The organism is Bacillus sp. AC266, from assembly GCF_979253805.1.
The window spans coordinates 283,526-300,518 of the sequence record NZ_CEEDEC010000006.1 but is presented as its reverse complement, the minus strand read 5'-3'; the positions used below and the strand labels follow the sequence as shown (position 1 = coordinate 300,518).

Annotated in this window: 17 protein-coding genes; 4 read left to right on the top strand and 13 right to left on the bottom strand. The window is 31.6% G+C overall.

All coding sequences use genetic code 11. The annotated features are described in order from the left end of the window. Nucleotides 1-48 precede the first annotated feature (48 nt). Both AC0IXC_RS23540 and AC0IXC_RS23535 read right to left on the bottom strand, forming a co-directional pair. Nucleotides 49-690: a hypothetical protein gene (locus AC0IXC_RS23540; RefSeq protein ID WP_471653412.1), complete on the bottom strand. Its 642-nt coding sequence runs from the start codon at nt 688-690 to the stop codon at nt 49-51. 487 nt (nt 691-1,177) lie between these two features. Continuing rightward, nucleotides 1,178-1,618, bottom strand: a complete 441-nt coding sequence (locus AC0IXC_RS23535) for a hypothetical protein (protein WP_113769903.1) — start codon at nt 1,616-1,618, stop codon at nt 1,178-1,180. Between the two features lie 635 nt (nt 1,619-2,253). Here AC0IXC_RS23535 and AC0IXC_RS23530 point away from each other — a divergent pair. From AC0IXC_RS23530 to AC0IXC_RS23520, 3 genes are all read left to right on the top strand, one after another. Then, nucleotides 2,254-2,487, top strand: a complete 234-nt coding sequence (locus AC0IXC_RS23530; protein ID WP_326996924.1) for a CGEA protein — start codon at nt 2,254-2,256, stop codon at nt 2,485-2,487. Nucleotides 2,488-2,706: 219 nt separating this feature from the next. Further along, complete coding sequence (locus AC0IXC_RS23525) at nt 2,707-2,952, top strand: CGEA protein (protein WP_113769905.1); 246 nt, start codon at nt 2,707-2,709, stop codon at nt 2,950-2,952. A gap of 31 nt (nt 2,953-2,983) precedes the next feature. Beyond that, entirely contained in the window at nt 2,984-3,961 is a 978-nt protein-coding gene (locus AC0IXC_RS23520; RefSeq protein ID WP_326996923.1) for a CgeB family protein, read from the top strand. Between the two features lie 506 nt (nt 3,962-4,467). Here the strand turns inward: AC0IXC_RS23520 and pseI are convergent. From pseI to AC0IXC_RS23475, 9 genes are read right to left on the bottom strand one after another with little or no spacing between them, the layout of a single operon-like run. Continuing rightward, a complete protein-coding gene (gene pseI, locus AC0IXC_RS23515) occupies nt 4,468-5,517 on the bottom strand; it encodes a pseudaminic acid synthase (RefSeq protein WP_471653411.1) in 1,050 nt (349 codons plus the stop codon). After that, nucleotides 5,510-6,070 (bottom strand): UDP-4-amino-4,6-dideoxy-N-acetyl-beta-L-altrosamine N-acetyltransferase, encoded by a 561-nt coding sequence (gene pseH, locus AC0IXC_RS23510; RefSeq protein WP_326996921.1) that lies wholly within the window; start codon nt 6,068-6,070, stop codon nt 5,510-5,512. The genes pseI and pseH overlap by 8 nt, the downstream gene beginning before the upstream one ends. Before the next feature lies 1 nt (nt 6,071). Continuing rightward, nucleotides 6,072-7,172, bottom strand: coding sequence for a UDP-2,4-diacetamido-2,4,6-trideoxy-beta-L-altropyranose hydrolase (gene pseG, locus AC0IXC_RS23505; RefSeq protein WP_326996920.1), 1,101 nt, complete (start codon nt 7,170-7,172; stop codon nt 6,072-6,074). 31 nt (nt 7,173-7,203) lie between these two features. Next, entirely contained in the window at nt 7,204-8,190 is a 987-nt protein-coding gene (locus AC0IXC_RS23500; RefSeq protein ID WP_471653410.1) for a cytidylyltransferase domain-containing protein, read from the bottom strand. A gap of 21 nt (nt 8,191-8,211) precedes the next feature. Continuing rightward, nucleotides 8,212-9,417 carry a UDP-4-amino-4,6-dideoxy-N-acetyl-beta-L-altrosamine transaminase gene (pseC, locus tag AC0IXC_RS23495; RefSeq protein ID WP_326996918.1) on the bottom strand — a complete coding sequence of 402 codons (1,206 nt, stop codon included), beginning with the start codon at nt 9,415-9,417 and terminating at the stop codon, nt 8,212-8,214. Further along, the gene (locus AC0IXC_RS23490) at nt 9,417-10,379 is read right to left on the bottom strand and encodes a dTDP-glucose 4,6-dehydratase (protein WP_326996917.1); all 963 of its coding nucleotides are present in this window, start codon (nt 10,377-10,379) and stop codon (nt 9,417-9,419) included. Before AC0IXC_RS23490 ends, pseC begins: the two co-directional genes overlap by 1 nt. Then, a complete protein-coding gene (locus tag AC0IXC_RS23485; RefSeq protein WP_326996916.1) occupies nt 10,376-11,401 on the bottom strand; it encodes an SDR family NAD(P)-dependent oxidoreductase in 1,026 nt (341 codons plus the stop codon). Before AC0IXC_RS23485 ends, AC0IXC_RS23490 begins: the two co-directional genes overlap by 4 nt. Nucleotides 11,402-11,433: 32 nt before the next feature. Next, nucleotides 11,434-12,837 (bottom strand): CDP-glycerol glycerophosphotransferase family protein, encoded by a 1,404-nt coding sequence (locus AC0IXC_RS23480; RefSeq protein WP_471653483.1) that lies wholly within the window; start codon nt 12,835-12,837, stop codon nt 11,434-11,436. A 4-nt stretch (nt 12,838-12,841) separates the two neighbouring features. Further along, nucleotides 12,842-13,609, bottom strand: a complete 768-nt coding sequence (locus AC0IXC_RS23475) for a glycosyltransferase family 2 protein (protein ID WP_326996915.1) — start codon at nt 13,607-13,609, stop codon at nt 12,842-12,844. Between the two features lie 412 nt (nt 13,610-14,021). On the opposite strand from AC0IXC_RS23475, the gene AC0IXC_RS23470 reads away from it, so the two are divergent. Further along, nucleotides 14,022-15,311 carry a glycosyltransferase family 2 protein gene (locus tag AC0IXC_RS23470; protein WP_326996914.1) on the top strand — a complete coding sequence of 430 codons (1,290 nt, stop codon included), beginning with the start codon at nt 14,022-14,024 and terminating at the stop codon, nt 15,309-15,311. Between the two features lie 200 nt (nt 15,312-15,511). Here AC0IXC_RS23470 and AC0IXC_RS23465 read toward each other — a convergent pair whose 3' ends face one another. Together AC0IXC_RS23465 and AC0IXC_RS23460 are read right to left on the bottom strand one after the other, a co-directional pair. Beyond that, nucleotides 15,512-16,246: a thioesterase II family protein gene (locus tag AC0IXC_RS23465; protein ID WP_326996913.1), complete on the bottom strand. Its 735-nt coding sequence runs from the start codon at nt 16,244-16,246 to the stop codon at nt 15,512-15,514. Between the two features lie 16 nt (nt 16,247-16,262). Then, nucleotides 16,263-16,937: a 4'-phosphopantetheinyl transferase family protein gene (locus AC0IXC_RS23460; RefSeq protein WP_412097844.1), complete on the bottom strand. Its 675-nt coding sequence runs from the start codon at nt 16,935-16,937 to the stop codon at nt 16,263-16,265. Nucleotides 16,938-16,993: the final 56 nt, after the last annotated feature.

The window sequence follows — 16,993 nt, the reverse complement described above, 5'->3', positions numbered from 1 at the left end:
AACATTAGTTATAGAAGTAATTCGCAAAAATAGCTCTTACAATTTTAATTAAGACCAGATCCATCTATCATCATTATTTTCAACTGTATTTTTTACTACCTGAACTTTCTCAATATTATCAGTTGTATTCCAGTTAATAGATGTTCCTCCCCAACCAACATATTTCATATCAATTTTTACAGTATCATCTGTTTTAAATGTTTGTCCTTTTGTTAAGTAAACTTCAATGCTAGCTTTTTTTCCATTTACCGAAGGATATTGAACAATCACATAGTCTGTAGGATCTTCTATCTCATCTTCCATCTTTCCTACTTTAGATACTTCACCAATTACATAATCAGGTGAACCGTCTTCTTTCATGTGCATGCCTAACTTGAATGATGTATTTTCAACTGAATTTGCAATCATATATTCAGTGAAATTACGCATCATAGCTCCAGTAGCTTTTACTTCATTTCCTACTTTAACATTCGAAAGTGATTCTAGATAAATACTAATAGGTTCTTCAAATTGATTAGATTTCACAACAATCACACCACTATTAACATCTACTACACGCCCTTCAATCGTTGATAAATTCGATTCAACAGAAGCAGCACTCGCTTTTGTTGCTTCTAATCCTGGTAAATTCATTCCTGACAATGCTGCGATACCTAAAGCACCTGCTAAGATTATTTTTTTCATACCCATTTTATAACATCTCCATTCTTGATGAATTCATTTTATAGATTGAATGCAACCAACCTGTAACTATTATAGTTACAACTTAATTGCATATCAACTATATTTCTCATGCAATCTTGCATACTATATTTTTAACACTTTAATATCTATTCCATTCCTTATTCCAATGTCCCGCTACAATTAGCGATGAAAAGACAAAATTGTATTTATAAGTGGTTGGAAGCATATCTCCTTCTATGTATTAGTAGTAAAACGAGCACTCTTTCACTATGAATAAGAGTGCTCGTTTTTTCTTTTATGGATAATTCTCGAATCGATATAATCTCTCCTAGTAAGCGAAAATTAAATCAACTTCTTTGAAATGTCCATTTTATTCAATAAAAAGTAGGCTTACCCACTTAATATCAAACGATTAAATCCACCCCCAACGGTTAGATGTGCCCTAAAAATTAGAGGTGGATGTAGTTTATTTTATAAAACAGCTTTTAAAAATCTAATTCAAAGAGTTTACCGCAACTTGGAATTGTCCTGTAGATCCATCATCATTTGAAACGTAAATTTTATATGTTCCCACCGGTAATGGAGATAACGCATTCCGCACATTTGTAACATTAACTTTTTGTTCTCCCGGTTTTATATAACCACCAATGATTGGTTCTTTATTTGGACCTTTTACGCTATATCCCATTTTATTTTGACCATTATTTTTTATAAAAAAGCTTAAATCTGTACTCCCCGTATATACAAAAGAGGTTACAGCCTCTCCAGTATAATCCATTGTTTGAGTTAATAATAAGTCTGTAGGAACATGTTTAATGACATTGATTGCATCATTTGATTTCTGTACTTCTTCAGCATATGCACTATTCCCTAACATGCCAAATGTTAATGCTGAAATTACTCCACAACTAACTATTAATTTATTTAACTTCATTTTAAGTTCCCCCTTGATGTTTGTATTACACTACCATCATACATTCTTTTTAACTGGAGATTTTATGTAATGATTCATATCTTTTAAATTATATATATTAACGTTTTATTTTGGTCATTATTGAGAAGGATTATTAGGTTAGTACTTTCTTATAAATGATATAAACATTCTTATTTTGATAAAGGACATTCCTGTTTCTCATTCCATATAGATATGATTTATCAAGTTATTTTAGATAAACCATGTACTTAATAATCGTATGGATAGCAAATCGTACTTTCAAAAAGAAATATTTAACTGTTTTCGGCGCATCTTCTCGAAAATTTCTCAACTAATACATTCACATAGGTAAAAATCACAGGGGTATTTTTACAAAAATAAAAAGACCTTGTAAATCACAAAGTCTTTTTTCTTACACAAAATTTATAACTTGTATATTAGTATTACTTAAATTCCTTCACCAGGCTCTGTATTAGCAGGCGCTCCTCCATTATGTCTATGCTTCTTCTAGTTTTGGAGTAGGTGTGTCTTCTACGTTATAAAATAGTCCAAACATTCCATATTGTTACTACATATACTATAAAATGTTTGGACTATTTTATATAAATTAAAACTTACAGTTAGGAAGGTTTAATATGGCAGAATGTACAGGTTTAGCTTGTTTTTTATTCTCTTCGTGGCCATTAGGAACAGTTGTTACAATTACCACTAAATCAGGACAAATTATTGGACCGGCCACTTTTTCACTTTTCTTCCCGAATATTTGTGCGGTTGTATTAGTTGAAGAAGATGTGATAACCCCCTCTACTACCAATACTATATTCATAAGTTGTGAAGATATTGAAAGTGTTACTTTAACCACCCCTTAAGATGATTCGCATTCGATCCATAGTAAAGACATTCTAATGAATGTCTTTTTTCATGAAAAAATCTAATCAATATACCCCCAAAAGTATTATTCTATTGTATCTATCATTCCAATAACTGGCTTTAATTTACTTTTTATTTTCCTTCTAAAGGTTACTTGTCTACACAACATTCTACATACTTTCATATGATATAGTATATTGTTCAAAGGAGGGATAAATTTGTTCTTATGCAATTTATTTCGTTGTTCAGGTGGAGCATGTCATATTTTTAAACATTTACCACCTGGTGAAGTTGTTACTGTGACTGGTAAATCTGGAAATATAATTGGACCCGCTATTTTTACAAATTTTGATCCTAATAATTGTATAGTCACATTAGAAGAGGAAAATTCAGTTACTCCTCCTACTACAAGTATCACTAAAATCAGTTGTAAAGAAATAGAAAGTGTTACGTTTATCATATAAAATATTTTAAACCTAAAGCAGGGATTGAAATATGAAACTATTATACATTACTTCTGGTTACTCAAAAATTTACCATTATCTTGATCAAAGCATACAGAGTACACTTATCGATCAAAATTTTGAATGGTTAGCAGTACAGCCATGGGAATTGATAGAGAAATTGGATTTCATTACGGCAACGTTTCATCCTGATATTGTTTTCACCTTACTAGGTAATCATATACCACAAAAAGCAATTCAATATTTAAAAAATAGGAACATTAAATTAGCTGTATGGTTAACTGAGGACCCATTTTATATAGATACTTCTCTTCTTCAATTAAATAACTTTGATTTTATATTTACTATTGATAGCGAAGCACTTAAATATTATACAAGTTTAGGATATACCAATGTATATCACTTACCATTAGCAACTAATATAGATATATTTAAACCTGGTCTAAAAAATTCAACATATAAAAGCGAAGTATTGTTCATTGGATATCCTTATCCAACCCGAGTAAAATTGATACAGTTTCTATTGGAAAAAACCTCTTATCACTATACAATAATTGGTCAACATTGGAGAAATAAGTTATTTAAAAAATGGCGGAATCACCGAAGAATTAAGATTATAGAAGAATGGATTCCACCTCAAGAAGTTGCATTCTATTATAATAACGCTAGTCTTATATTAAATCCTCATCGTAGTTATCTATTTCCACAGAATAAAAATAAAAATAGAGTAAAAAGTAATACCATTAATAATCGTACGTTTGATATCGCAGCTTGCCAAGGCTTTCAAATTATTGAAGAAAAATCTGACCTTTCATCTTTCTTCAATAAAGATGAAATTATATCCTATAACAGCTTTGATGACTGTTTAAATAAAATATCTTTTCATTTAAATGATACGATTCTCAAGGGATTAATGGTCGAAAAAATTCATACAAAAGTAATTACACAGCATACTTTTCATGAGAGAATCAATTTTATAACGGCTATTTTACAATCACAACTTCATTAAGTTAGTGAACTACTCACCACTTAGCAGACGCTTGAAGTGGGAGCTTCTTGGGAAATAAGTGCTTTTTACTAGCCATTTATGTTTACCAAGCTAATAGGGTAGTCCCTCCCCTTAAAAATAGTATTTGTACGTTGGGCACATCTAGGCTACTTACTCTGCTTGATTTTCGCATATTTCAGTAGCGTAGGACGATAGAACGTTGAAGACTTTACGTTGTAGACGAATTTCCTACAACAACCTTATATCTTCAGTTCTAAAAGAGCAATCTGTACAAGTATATGATAGCAAATATGTTGCTTACGCCAACCGAAATGCATCTCCCGCCTGCCGTTGGGCTATCGCCTTGCACACGCTTGAGGAAGGAAAATTCTATCGGGAAGAGCGGTTAAATTAAAAATATCTTTTCTTCTATAATCATTCTGAATAAATTAAAATGCCTTTTCAATTTCTTGAATAGGCATTTTAATTTATTCAACGAATCCCTAGTAGTATCTAATTGTACTCTATCAAATAAGATCCCACGAAACAGGCGTTCCTTTTTCAATATCCTTATTCGCTTTCTTTCCGATAATTTTGGATAGGTGTTTTGGTAATAAGCCATTACCTGGTCTAATAGCTTTAATATTTTCAATCGTGAAAACTTCTCCCGCTTTTATGTTTTCTACAACATATAATGACCTTCTAAATTTCAAAGAATCTTTTTCTAAATCAGTAGGTCCATAATATACATTCCCTAAAGATTCCCATGCTTTTTCAGTTTCCCTTACTAATAATTTAAATTCAGCAGGTTCCATTGAAAATTCAGCGTCAACTCCTCCGTCAGACCTCGAAAGCGTTAAATGTTTCTCAATTACTGTTGCTCCCAAAGCAACACTTGCTACAGATACTCCTACCCCAAGTGTATGATCAGACAAACCTACTTCACATTTAAATAACTCCTTCATATGAGGTATGGTAGCTATATTTGTAGATTTTGGAGATGCAGGATACGTACTTGTACATTTTAATAGAATTAATTCTTTACATCCCTCTTCTCTCGCAGCTCTTACTGTTTCATCTAATTCAGCAATCGAGGCCATACCTGTCGAAATGATTATTGGTTTTCCTGTCGCTGCTACTTTACGTATGAGGGGAATATCAGTATTTTCAAAAGATGCGATTTTATAACAAGAAACATTCAATGATTCTAGAAAATCTACAGCAGTTTCATCAAATGGCGTACTAAATGGTATCATTCCTAATTCTGTACAGCGATCAAAAATTGGTTTATGCCACTCCCATGGTGTATATGCTTCTTTATATAAATGATAAAGTGATTTACCTTTCCATAAGCTTTTCGTATCCTGAATTAAAAAGTCACCAGTTTCTATATTTAAAGTCATTGTATCAGGTGTATATGTTTGAATTTTGAATCCTTGTGCTCTAGCCTCTGCAGCTGCCTCTACAATTTGTAGTGCTCTATCTAATGATTGATTATGATTGCCCGACATTTCTGCGATAATAAATGGCGGCGAGTTATGGCCAATCTCTCTATCGCTAATATATATATTACTCATATTTTTCACCTTCAAGTTCTTTTTTTATTGCTTCTTTCCTTTCCATCCATTGTTCATGCAACAGGGTCATTGTAATGACGTCGATATATTTATTATCCCTGAAAATATGGTTCACATATCTTCCATCTTCTTGGAAGCCGAGTTTCTGATGAAAGTTTAAACTAATACGATTTGATTCTAATATTTCTGCACATACCTTTTGTATGCCATTTGTTTCAAAAATAAAGTCTAATGCTACTATACCTAATACAGTTCCAGCACGCCTTACGCTTTGTTTGTCACCTATATAAAATCCCCAATAACAAGTTCGATTCATTTTATTTATCTTTGTAAAATTAATAAACCCAATAGGTTTTTCTTTATATATCAATATTCTTGCAATCTTTGTGTCATCAAACTTTAGTCTTTCAAACCAGTTAAAGTGTTCGTCTATTGTTATTTTATGATTTTCGTACATAATAGAACGAATTTCTTCTGTATTCCTCCACTTTAAAATAAGATTTAAATCTTTCTTTTCTATACATTCCAAATGGAAATCTTCAATATTTAACATACTATCCTCCTAAAATAATTTTTGCTATTTCATCCGAATTACTGGCACACTTTATGGCAAGAGCTTTATTAGACATTTCTCTCACTTTATCTGAATCTGTTAAAAGTTTGTTTAGACATTTCGTGATGGTTTCATCTGAAACACTTTCAGCTGTACCGATATTCCATGTAGCTCCAGCCTCTGCCACAGCTTTGGTTACTTCTATTTGATTTTGTGCAGTTGTAATTGTTATAGAAGGTAATCCAAGAAAACAGCGCTCCCATGTTGTTGTGCCCCCAGCTCCTATCCCTAAATCCGCTCGTATCATAAACTCTTCCATATTCTCTATTTGACAATAAAATGAAACGTTTGAAATGCTCCTGCAATAAGATTGAATATCTTTTTTATGAGGATTTTGGCTTCCTACAACCACATCTATTTTTAAAGTACCACTATTTATATTTTGTATAGCCCTTAACGTTTTTAATGTCTCATTTGTTACATCGTGTCCACCAAAAAATATAAAAATATGTTCAATCGTACCCGTTCTTTTTCGCAAAAATTTCTTAGCAGAATGGAACTCTGGCCGTAATATGGCATATTTAGGTCCTAATTTTACTAAAGAGTGCTCTGGTATTAATTCTTTATAGCGTTCATTAAGGCTTTCGTATAGATTTTGATCTAGTAACAATTCACAATCATGTACTCGATCTGCAAGATCATCAATTACCATAATCTTTTTTACAGTTTTTCTTAAAACAGTCTCCCACTTTTTATCTAAACCATAATGATCAATTATTAGCCAATCAAATTGGGGGAGTTGAGACAAAATGTCATTGGTTTGTTGTGCATCAACAAACCAATGACATTTTAGCCAATTCAAATAACTCCCATATACTGTACTTGAGAATTCAGTATTTTCATCATTTCTATCTAATAAAAATACGTGGAATCCCTTACTTAAAATATATTGCTGAAGATCACCTTGAAGCCTACGACAAATGAAATAAATTTGAGCACCTTTATTCTGTAACTCCTGAGCCAGTGTTAAACAACGCATAATATGGCCGGTACCTATTTCAATAGATGCATCCGCGCGAAAGACAATTTTTTTCTCAAGCAAGTTACTCCCTCCTCGTTAAAAGTACTACAATTTATTGATTGATTGATAATTTTGTTTCTCTATTTAGCTCATCTACTAATGATTGTTGATTTGCCCATTTTAATTTCACATGACTATTGATTTGAATGAGTTCAGGGTTTCGAAGGATGTAATCTTTTATTTGGTGAAAATATATAGGTTTGGTTTTTACATTAAGATTTTTATAAAGTTCATTGAACAAATCTAAATCTGGTTGTTCATCTAATGTTAACCTCCAAGAAGGATAACAAAATGGAGGGGGGAGTTTTACTATATTGACCCGGAATAAATGAGGATTATTTATAAAATAAAATGGAAGGTATTCTGTATAGGTTAAGGTTTTCGGGGTTTGTAGCAATCGTTCGATTGCTTCTAATGTGAAAATATCGCCTGCTGTTCCGACAGGTAACGTACTTAACTGTGCTTGTGTATAATCTGTTCCACTTTTCAAATGTTGATCCAGTAAATAACTATTGATTTCTGGTGATACAACAGGGCAATCTCCTGTAATCCGTATAACAATGTTTGCATTTTCTTGTTTTGCAGCTTTGAGTATGCGATCTGCGGTATTTTCCGGATCACCTCTGAAAATTTTAATCTTCCCATCTAAATCAAAATTATCTAAAGGATCATCTTGTGTTACATCTGAAGTAGCAAGTATGACTGGGTGTCCTCCTGGGATAGCTAATGCATTTATAAGACATCGTTCTATAGAGGGCACTCCATGTATTGGCAATATTGCTTTTAAAGGCAACCTTGTAGATTTTAATCGGCAAAGTACGATAATTGCTACTTTCGGAGGTTCAATACTCTCTTTTGTTAATGGAGTTCCTGCTTGCAAATTATATAACGCTACTTGAGGTAATAATTTCTCGGACTCAAGCAGGGTAAGTGCATTTTCAACGATACCTAGTTTCATATCTATTTTATCAGTTGTAAGGATTTCCCCTTTTCTAATATCCACTTTTGTTACTGCTCTTAGCAACTTTTTATTTGACAATTTTCATAACACCCCTTTCATTTAATATTTAGCTACTCTATAAAAAGAAAGAACTTTTCTCACTGCTTTTATTACATCCCATACATCAGCTTCAGTCATTTTAGGAAATAGAGGAAGCGTAATAATTTCCTCATATAAATCTTCTGCTTGTGGACAAAGGTTCTTTTCATAACCTAACTTTTGATAAAACGGTTGTAAATGTACCGGTATATAGTGCACATTCACACCAATATTTTCTTTTTGTAAAGCATCATAAATTTCTTTCCGATCACACTTCAATAATTTAGTATTTAACCGAATAATATAAAGGTGCCAACTTGAGAGAGTATGAGGTAATTGCTTTGGTATGATGATTTCAGATAGACTACTAAATTCTTTATTATATATGTCTACATATTTCTTTCGAATTTTAATGAATGAATCTAATTTACTTAACTGTGATAAGCCAAGAGCAGCCTGTATATCAGTCATCCTGTAGTTGTAACCCAAAAATTGCATTTCATAATACCAAGGCCCATGATTATCAAGAAGTTTTTGAGGATTCCTTTCAATTCCATGTGTACGAAATTGAACAAGCTTTTCATAAAGCAAAGTATTATTTGTAGTAATTATTCCACCCTCTCCTGTTGTAATATGTTTCACAGGATGAAAGCTAAACATTGTCATATCACCAATTGAACCAATCTTTTGGTTTTTATAAGTGGCTCCTAATGCATGCGCTGCATCTTCAATGATAATCAAGTTATTTTCATTTGCTATTTTTTTTATTGTATCTAATTCTACAGGCTGCCCAGTAAAGTGTACGGGAATAATAGCCTTTGTTTTGTTTGTAATCTTTTCCTCTATAGACTTAGTACTGATATTGTATGTTTCATAGTCTATATCAGCGAAAACTGGCTTTCCACCCTGGTATAAAATACAATTTGCACTTGCTACAAATGTCATTGAAGTTGTAATTACCTCGTCTCCCTCTGTGATGCCAGCTGCATAGCAGGCAGCATGCAAAGCCGCTGTACCATTTGAAAAAGAAACTGCGTATTTTGCCCCAACGTATTTCGCTATAGCCTTCTCAAACTGTTGAATCGTTGGTCCTGTCGTTAAAAAATCTCCTTTTAATACATCTACGACTGCCTGAATATCATGTTCATCAATTTGTTGTTGACCATATGGCAAATATATTTCTCTTACAGGCTTTCCCCCATGTATACCGAGAATTTCCCTGACCATCATTCTTTCTCCTTAGGGTTAATTTTTAAAGATTTAATCCACTCTTCCGTTTTAATAATTCCTTCTTCTAAAGAAACTTTCGGTTCCCAATTTAATATTGTTTTTGCTTTTTTATAGTTACATAATAATTTTTGAATTTCACTTTGTGGATGAATATGAGTTACATGTTTAATACTTAATTTATTTCCCGAAATCAATTCTGCTAATTTATTAATTGATATATCTTGTCCTGTTCCTGCGTTAATAATATGACCATTTGCTTTTGAAGAATAGCCTGCTATCACAACGAAATCTGCACAATCTTCAACGTATAAAAGGTCTCTCGTTTGTTTCCCATCTCCATAAATATTTAGTGGTACATTATCTAACTTATTATTTATAAAAATGGCAACAACCCCACCTTCACCTCCGGTTTTCTGGAATGGTCCGTACGTATTAAACGGACGAATAACCACAACTGGTAGTTTATAAGCATAATAGTAAGATAAAACCATGTTTTCAGCAGCAATTTTTGATCCAGCATATGGAGACGCTGGTTTAATCGGGTCCAATTCTGATATTCCTTGTATTTTAGTAGCTTTATCATAGACCATACAAGTACTCATAAAGACCATTTTTGCATTATGCTTATGACATTGTTCTAACAAATTAAAAGTACCTATTGTATCGTTTTCAAAAGTCGTTCTAGCATCATCTATACTATCTTGAACATTAATACTTGCTGCTAAGTGATAACAAAGATCAAATGAATGATTTTTAAATAATTGGTCAACCAATTTTTTATCTTTAATATCTCCTTGTATACATTGCTTCAAGTTTAAATCATGAACGAACTCGATAATATTTGCTGTAGTTGAATTCGCTAAATTGTCTAATATCCATACTTCATGCTTATCTTGCAATAATCGATTTACAACCCACCTACCAATAAATCCTGCACCACCAGTTACTAATATTTTCATAGTTTCTCCCCTCCTGTTAGTAATTGCTGTTTTATAATTAAATTTCTCAGCTCTTCTTTTGAAATCGCATCTTGATAATCTGAGCGGTAAAATCCTGGCTTCGCTCTTTTAGCATTTTCATATTGAGCACCCTTTTTTAATGGACTTGGAATAATAAACATATCTGGTAATTCAAAAGCCTGTAACGATTCATCATGTGTCATAAGTTCTTCATACATTTTTTCACCAGGTTTTAATCCAATCTCTTCAACCGTAATGCTATCCTTGGACAAACTATACAACTTTGTAACTTCTTCTATCATCACTTCACTTAAATCCTTTAATGAGATAACTGGCATTTTTAATATAAAGGTTTCACCGCCCTTTGCTATTTTCATTGCTTCAATTGTTAACATTGTTGCCTGTTTCAGTGTCATCATAAATCTGCTCATACTTAGATCTGTTACAGTTATTTTTTTATTTTCTTTGATTTGATTTTGAAATAAAGGAATGACAGAACCTCTGGATCCCATAACATTTCCGAAACGGACACTTGCAAATATTGTTTCACTAGATCCTTTTGAATATTCCGCTGATGTTATCAATCTTTCAGCTGTTAGTTTTGTTGCACCGTAATTATTTGTTGGTGAAATTGCTTTATCAGAGCTTGTGAAAATTACCTTTTTTACTTTCTGGGCAATTGCTGCTTTTATTACATTTTGAGTTCCAAAAATGTTGGTCAATACCGCTTCAAACGGATTATATTCACAAAATGAAACATGCTTCATCGCCGCAACATGGAACACATAATCAATATTTTCCATTGCACTATATAGTCGATCATAATTTCGAATATCCCCAATTAAATAGCGAATATTTTTATTTTCACTCCTGAACTCTTCTTGTAATAAAAATTGATTATATTCACTTCTACTAAAAACTCTTATAACTTTTGGCTGTCCCTCTAAAACATTAGAAAGAATGCTTTTTCCAATTGTTCCTGTTCCACCAATAATTAAAACGGCTTTATTTTTAAAAAACATAGATATAAATACCTCCTTTTTTAAAATACTGTTTATCCTTGTGCGCTTTGAATTAAGCCTTGCAACCTTTTGGTGCTTACTTCTTGTGGATAATTTTCACTAATAAATTGTTGTCTTAATTCTTTTGCTAGACTTGACTGCAAAGAATCGTTTAAGACTTTTTCAATCGTGCACACCATATCTTCAATAGAGTGATTTACAAGCCAATCTAATTTATCATAATATTTATAATCTCTATCCTCTAATAACGATTTATAAACAACTACAGGTATATCTAATAACATTGCCTCTAACCCTACTGTTGAATTAGAAATAACCACAAGATTCGCATGTAAAATAACATCATACATGTTCACTTCATTTGTTATATATTTAACATTAGGATATACGTTACTTAACCGAACATATTCTCCCACTAGGTTACGCCCTTTTTCCCAAGGATGAGGCTTTATAATAACTGTGATATTTTTGTCTTTCACTAATTTTTCTGTCAATTCGATATAGAATGAAGTTTTAAATGGCTGTGTTGCAATAAAAACCACTTTTGTAGAGGGGTCTATTTTTAATTGTTTACAAAGATTCTTTTTATCCATATATGCCCTATCGAAGATGTCATCATATCTGGGATGTCCTATAATCTCAATTTGAGATTCACTGACCCCTTTTTGAAGGTACCAACCTCGTTCATATCTTCCATATACGACCTGTTTTGTAGCGAAAACTGGAAAGTATGCTTCTTCACCCATTATCGCACCATGCTGAAGACAATAACTCGGTATCCCTTCGCTTTTAGAGAGAAAAGTAAGAGCTCTGCTTGCTATATCCTCCGTTGTACCAACAATCACATCAGAAATAACTTGTTCTTTAAAAATGAAATATGCCATATTAAGTTTCTCTATCATAATAGGGAGGTCACTGAGTAATTTTTTTTGAAAAAACATGTTTGAAAATAGTGGATGTTTATTAAACTGTGAATAGATTTTTTTAGCCTTTTCGATGAAAACATGTGCAGTATTAGGGGCTTTATTTATATAATCTGGTGCACAAATTGTAGGAAGACCATAAAGTTCTGTCTTTTTTGATCTAGTTAATATCTTTGTATGATTTGGATTAAAGTGAGTAAAATTACTTAATGAAAAACGGAGATAATCTGAATTCAGGAGAATCGCTCCATTTTGATTTATTCTTTTTATCTTCGATTGAAATGAAGACATTCTTTTTTCAAACTCTAACTGCAACTTTGTTTCCTCTATAGGTTCAATTGACAGTTGTTTATAAAAATCTTTTTCTTTCATTTTATTTTTTACATCTTCCTCTAAATATTGATAGAAATTACTCAGTAATGGTAAAGGAACATTATAATGCTTTAATTCAGAAAAAATATCTATATATTCTAGATTTAATAACCAATAATTTTTCAAATAGATGTCACTCAACATTTCACCCTCTTTTTTTTCTTAAGTCTTCTCTTAATTCTTTACACGTTCTTTGTGGTGGTAATAATTGTACAAATTCATTTTTTTCTTCCGCAAATAACTGCGCATGTATTGAAAGTGAAGTAATATAATTGATATCTAAAATTTCATCTAAAGGATAAAAATCCCAATAATGATTTAATCTCCAAAAAAAGCGTGCATCTCCTATACGATAAAACTGAGGATCTTCATCCCAGTAAGAACTCCACCTTTTTTCAAGAATCGGCAAAACAGAGGCTCTATGCATAATAGAACAATGATCAATTGTACATGGAGCATTATTAGTAACTTTTTTGGCAGGTCTTTTAACAGTTTTAATAGGTAAATCTGCCTCATCTAGATGAATCGTTTTTGATGCAGAATAAGTAATTTGAACATCTTTATTCTCATCAAGATAACTAGACATCTTTCTAAGTCGCTCTTTTTCGTATTGATTATCATCTGTAATATAAGTAATATACTCCCCTTTTGCATGTTTAAGTGCCTCATTAATTAAAGCAGCATATCTGACTTTTTTTGTTCGTTCAGAAATATGGGCTACATTACTTTTATAAAAGTGTACATTTTTCTTGTTTATGAATGGTTGAATCACTTTCTGAGTCATTTCGTTAGAATCATCATCCATAATAAAAAGTTCAAAATCTTGGAAAGTTTGGTTTAATACACTTAATATCGATTTTTCTACAAATGTGGGCTTATTATAACTTGTCATAATAACTGTAATTTTAGGCAAATATTACTCTCCTCCTTATCATTAAATACAAAACAGTTACGTTATTATATAAGCAGAAAGGACGAACCGTTCCTATAATTTTAAAAAAGATTTATATATATATGAAAAGATAAAGTAGTAATCTTATTTGCCCTTGCATCTTTCGTATAATCCGCTATAGTCCATACCATATCTATGAAAAGGTAATAAACTATTCAAGCGCAAAAATGGAAGGTATCAATGAAAGATTATAATCATTTATTAGGTTTCACTTCAAAAAGCGCATTAACTTTTTATAAATAAGAACAGCTAACTCAAAAGATTCGATTAATAAAAGCATTTATTACAATCCAGCCATTGTATTTTATTAAATTCAATAGCTATTCAATGATAATTAATAAATGATTCAGATTATTAGGAAGAGGTGACGACTTTGAAACCCCTAATTTCAATTATCCTTACTAGCTATAATAAGCCTTCTTTAATTAATCAAGTTATTGAAAGTGTTCAAATGCAAACTTTGAATGAATGGGAACTTTTTATTATGGATGATAACTCATGTCCAGATACTATAAATATCATAAAAAAGTATTTAGATGACCCTAGAATTTATTATAAGAATAGTTTTATTCAAGATAATGAGAGATACAAAACCACAAGATATGCAACGCTCATCAATGAGGCACTTCCATTAACACGCGGAGATTATATTTGCTATTTAACTGACGATACTTTGTACGTTCCAAATAGATTAGCTGAAATGTTATCTTTCTTACAAAATAGTCCTGAAATAGATGTGGTGTATTCTTCTCAGCACGTAAAATGTGTTGATTATAATCTACAACCTACTCATGAATATGTAAGGAAGGCCTCGGAAATTTTATATACAGCTGCAAATGTTGTGGATCACTGTTCAGTTATGCATACAAGAAGAATTTTATTAAAGGTTTATCAAAAATACAGTAATTATTGGGAGACCGATCCTCTATATTGGTTTAATGGAGATGCAATGTTTTGGAAACGTCTAAATACATTCCAACCTTTCTATCCTATTAACAAAGTGCTCGATATTACCTTCAAAACACCTTTTTCCTTCCAAAATCTATATGCCAACCTCCCATCTAAAGATTTAAATGGTATATTGCTTAGAAATTCACAAGGTGACGTATTTTTAGTTGATAATTATAAACGTAGGCCCCTATCAAAAGAAATGCTTTCTTACTTCAAATATAATCAAAATCAAATTGTCCCAATTCCTGAACCATTTATTTACAAATATACAGAAGGACCACCTATAACTCTTACAGAACCCATACCAAATTTACGTGTTGTAAAAAATGAAAAAGGAGAATTATTCTATATAGAAAATAATCAAAAACGTCCATTTATTAACACGATAGCATTTCGCAAATTTAAATTTTCAGTTCAAGAAATTATTAAAGTTTCGCAACGTATTTTAGCTGAATTTTCAGACGGACCACCTATTTATCCGAATTTATCTAATTACACGATTCTACCTGAAGGGAAAGTATTTATCTATCATCACAATTATTTCATTATGACAGATCGCATGCTTCACCCAATAGATAAAGACATGTTACAAAAACTATATCTATTAAAGAACTGTATACCGATTTCAAAAACCAGCTTATCCTACTTTAAAATTGGTCCTCCTATTTCATCATATCCATCTCACTTAGCTGAAGAGTACCAAAAAGACTGACAAACGAGAATTGTGCCAAGAAGAACTATCCTACAAAAAAACAAAAGACAATAAATCATCCTATCAAATAATTAACCAAAATAAAAAAGAAAACTTCACCCCCTGGTGAAGTCCACCTAAAATAAAGCTAGGTACCTAAGTTATTTGGAATGTCATCATAATCTGTTATTGAGAGTTCGTGAAAATTCCTATAGCTCTATTCAATTATTATATTCAACATAAATTGAAGATCTTTGAGAATCGAACTTTCTTGTAATTATGCTTACTATTTCTTCTATATTTTCATGTAGAAAGAAATGCTGACCTTCAAAGGAATGGAATGTACACATTTTATTTGTGTATTGCTCCCATTTTTTCACCTCTTCATATATAGTAAATTCATCGTCTTTTCCATTTAAAATCAGAAAATCAACATCACATGCTTTCATGTTGTAGTCATGTATATATGTCTCCACGATTTTAAAATCAGCTCTTAGAATAGGGAGAAAAATCCCCAATAATTCTTCTGATTGAAACACCTTTGACGATGTACCACCCATAACAATAACTTCATTTTTGAATTGTTCATCGGGTAGGTTATGTCGAATATTTTTCATCTTACTATTAGGATGATTTCTACCGGACAAAACAAGAAATTCAGGCAATACATTATTAGAATCCTGTATTTTTCTAGCTAATTCATAGGCGATCAAACTTCCCATGCTATGCCCATATAAAATATAGGGCGAATTATCTAGTTGCTTAACTATACTATTGTAGACATCATTTACAGCCTCTTCCATACTCTGGTACAGGCTTTCTTCAATTCTATATCCTCTACCAGCTAACTCTATTGGGATTACTTCAATATGTGGATTAAAGTGATTTTTCCATTTCGAGTAACTAAACGCAGAGCCCCCAGCATGTGGAAAGCAAAAAAGTTTAATCTTTTTCATAGATTTTCTCCTTATTTTAAAATTTGTTTATATTTTGGCCAATTGTATAAATGTCTTTAATTATTATCCCATTCGGTAATTCATCACGTGTTGCACAAGCAGATATCTTATAATTTGGCTCAATATTATATTGTCTAAAGTAAAAGTTTTGGGTTATATTCTTGTATGAAATTAAGGTTCGTGACTCTTTTTTTACAGTGAATGAATTTAACGGGATATAAAGTCCTTTACCAATCGTTTTTATATAGCTTTCTTTTAATGTCCATAAATCAAAAAAATAATTGATTTGTTCATCAGAATTCATATTAGATAAATCATAAAATTCTTCCTCTGAAAAAAATTCATTTGCTAATTTAAGAGCCTCTATGTCTGAAACTCTTTCAATATCAATACCTACATTAGAATTAGCAGTGGCACAGACCACCCATTCTCCTGAATGCGAAATATTAAAGTGAAAGTCAGAAAAATTTTGAACAAAAGGTTTTCCGTACTCATTATATATAAATTTAATTTCTTCATTATTAATTTTATATTTTTGGCAAATTAGGGAACGGATTAATAAATCTCCTATCAAAGTCCTATTAATATCACATAAATTTAATAAACGCTTCATTCGTTCTCTCTTCTCATTTGAAATCAAGTTACTAAATTGATTAAACAAATGATTTTCAATATTCTTTGGTATTTTCACAGCATGAATTTGTATGATAAATCACTTCCTTTTTAAAAGGATGGCTTCCTATGTAT